Genomic DNA, 3,416 nt, shown 5'->3' with positions numbered 1-3,416 from the left:
ATCCATTTTTACAATCACCAACGTTTTCAAGAACGCAACAACGGCCTTGCCCCTCTTGAAATGAGGAACAAGGCCGTCGCCTAATCTTTTATTATTTCATTGTCCACTTGACAGGGAGCTGTTCACACCTGACCCTTTTTCTTATTTTAATTATTCAGCACCCAATGCAGCTACTGTGATGTAGTTGTATGGTTTGTTGAAGTGTGGCAAGAAGAACAAGTCTGTCAATGCCAATTTTTCGATTGTTACGCCTTCTTGGATCGCCAATGAGAAGAGGTGGATACCCAATGAGATGTCTTCACGAGCAGCCATTTGAGCACCAAGGATACGACGTGAATCTTTATCGTAAACGATCTTGATAGTTACTGGGAAGTTACCATGCTCCATGAATTCTGGTTTTTGGTTGTCAGTTACTTCAGTAACAGCAGCGTTCAAACCAAGACGAGTAGCTTTTTCAAGTGTCAAACCAGTTGATACAAGGTTAAGTCCGTAGATAGAGATACCGTTAGAACCTTGTACACCGATACCTTCAAGGTCAGTACCACAGATGTTGTGAGCTGCTACGATACCAGTACGTACTGCGTTTGAAGCCAATGCGATGTAGCTTGTGTCGCCAGTCGCGTTGTCATAGATCGTTGCACAGTCACCGATAGCGTAAACACCTGGGATAGAAGTTTCTTGGCGTTTGTTTACAAGGAAGGCACCGTTACGGAAACGCTCGATTCCTTCACCTGCAAATGCAGTGTTTGGACGGAAACCAACAGCCAAGATAACCATGTCAACATCGTATTCGTTCTTGTCAGTGATGATTTTCTCAACTTTGCCATCACCAGCAACTTCTTGAACAGTTTCACCGAAGGCAAGTTTGATACCGTTGTCTTCCATGTTTTTAGCCATAAGGTCTGACAAGTCACGGTCATAGTAACCAGCCAAACATGTATCTACAACGTCGATAAGGATAACTTCTTTACCTTTACGTTGGAATGCTTCTGCAAGCTCAACACCGATGTAACCAGCACCAACTACTGCTACGCGGTTGATGTCTTTGTTTTTCAATTTTTCAATAACATCTGCTGAGTTTTGGTACAATTTAACGAATTGCAAGTTTTCAAGAGTTGCTTCAAATTCAAGTGAACCTTCTTTGATTGCAGCACCTTTGATTGGTGGCAAGATTGGTTGTGAACCTGTAGCAAAGAGAAGTTTGTCGTAAGCTTCAACGTGCTCTTGACCGTTTACAAGTGCAGTAACTGTTTTTGCTTCATAGTCAATAGCTGTAACAGGTGACTCCATGTAAACTTTTGCGCCCATGCTTTCCAATTGTTCTTTATCAGAGTAGAAAAGTCCTTCTGGACCGGCAATTTGCTCACCAATCCACAAAGCCATACCACAACCCAAGAATGAGATGTTTGAGTTTTGGTCAAATACAACGATTTCGTTTTCTTGACCATAATTTGTCAACATAGTTTTGATTGCGGCAGTACCAGCGTGGTTAGCACCAACAACAACGATTTTAGCCATAAGTAAAATCTCACTTTCAAAATAAATATTTTTTTACATCTTCCATTATACACTAATAATGTTACCGATTTCAAAATTTTTGCTCAGAAAATCACATTTTTTTATTTTTTCTTGAAAATTTTTTGGTAACCCTTATTTTATTTAGTTTTTTGTCGTACAAAAAAATAAGAGAGGATTGCCCTCTCTTATTCTTTGCCTCGATTACTGTTGGTCACGACGGCGTTTTCTCACACCGAATAGACTTGATACAAGTAACAATACTCCAAGCATACCCGCTGTTGACTCTTCTTCACCAGTATCTGGCAACTTAGGTTTTTCAGATTTAACTGGTTTAGCAACAGATGGTTTAGCTGGGGCAGGCGGAGTCGGTTTTACTACCTTACGGTAAACATAAGTAACCTTCGTATCACCTTCTACCACTGTACCGTTTTCTGTACCTTCTACGCGAACAAGTTCGTACTCTTCACCATTGTAAGTGATTGTCTTAGGCTTGTTATCTGTAGTGTCGTATGGCGTACCTTCTGGAGAAGTTGGAGTATCCGTTACAGGAGACTTAATCTCTACGCCTTCTTCTGTGATGTAAGTAACAATGACACTACCTTGTTTAACTTCTGGGGTTACTGGTGGGGTAGCTGGTTTCTTACGGTAAACATAGGTTACCTTAATGTCACCTTCTACTACTGTGCCATTTTCTGTACCATCAACTCGAACAAGTTCGTACTCTTCACCATTATAAGTGATTGTCTTAGGCTTATTATCTGTAGTATCGTATGGGGTACCCTCTGGTGATGAAGGGGTATCTGTCACAGGTGACTTAATCTCTACGCCATCTTCTGTGATGTAGGCAACAATGACATTACCTTGTTTCACTTCTGGTGTTACTGGTGGGGTAGCTGGTTTCTTACGGTAAACATAAGTAACCTTCGTATCACCTTCTACCACTGTACCGTTTTCTGTACCTTCTACGCGAACCAATTCATACTCTTCGCCTTTATAGGTGATTATAGTTGGCTTATTATCTGTAGTATCGTATGGGGTACCCTCTGGTGATGATGGGGTATCTGTCACAGGTGACTTAATCTCTTCTCCATCCTCAGTTATGTAAGTGACAATGACTGTACCATTCTTAATAGGCACGTAAGGAATCAAGGTATCTTCACCCGGTGTTTCTGGAGTTGGTGGAACGTAGCCCTTGCTTGGATCTTCTGGATCAACAGGTTTCAACGGTGTATTGTCCTTCGGATCTACTGGAGTGTAGCCTGGTACGTGAGGGATAACTGGTTTGTCCGTAGTTGGATTGGTTGGGATAGACGGAATTTCCTTATCTGGCTCAGTTGGATCAAATGGGTATTCTGTCTTAGGACGTTCATTCTCTGGTACATTCGGAATGAGTGGAATCCAGTTAGCTACTTTTTGGTAAACATATGTAATCGTTGTTGTGCCTTCGACCACGTTGCCTGTTTCTTCCACTGACTTACCAGCTGGATCAACCGCAGTCGTCTTAGACGGTACAAGAACATACTTATCACCGTTACGAACGATTTCAGTTGGTTTGTCACCTTCGTCTGTCGTGTCGTACTTCGTACCAGCTAGAACATCATCCTCATCTGTAACAGAATCCTTAAGAGTATTGCCGTCTGTATCAACATACTTAATTACCACATCACCCTTGACAGGTACATAAGGAATCAAGGTATCCTCACCTGGTGTTTCTGGTGTTGGTGGAACGTAGCCCTTGCTTGGATCTTCTGGATCAACAGGTGTCAACGGTGTATTGTCCTTCGGATCGACTGGGGTGTAACCCGGTACGTGCGGAATGACTGGTTGATCTGTTGTCGGATTGGTTGGAATAGACGGAATTTCCTTATCTGGCTCAGTTGGGTCAAATGGGTATTCTG

The 3,416-nt window shown here is 42.2% G+C and carries 2 protein-coding genes; both read right to left on the bottom strand.

Translation table 11 applies throughout. The features are described 5' to 3' along the window. Positions 1-150: 150 nt before the first annotated feature. A complete protein-coding gene (gene nox, locus NF418_RS10190; protein ID WP_105109589.1) occupies positions 151-1,518 on the bottom strand; it encodes a H2O-forming NADH oxidase in 1,368 nt (455 codons plus the stop codon). A 201-nt stretch (positions 1,519-1,719) separates the two neighbouring features. Continuing rightward, the coding region (locus tag NF418_RS10185; RefSeq protein WP_256779517.1) for a MucBP domain-containing protein at positions 1,720-3,416 on the bottom strand (1,697 nt) is incomplete at its 5' end.

Source organism: Streptococcus suis (assembly GCF_024509555.1).
Taxonomy (GTDB): Bacteria; Bacillota; Bacilli; order Lactobacillales; family Streptococcaceae; genus Streptococcus; species Streptococcus suis_AD.
This window is presented reverse-complemented; position numbering and strand designations above follow the sequence as displayed.

What these genes read in the sequence shown, in the direction of transcription:
- nox (WP_105109589.1), bottom strand. Translation starts at nt 1,518, where the DNA reads ATGGCTAAAATCGTTGTTGTTGGTGCTAACCACGCTGGTACTGCCGCA.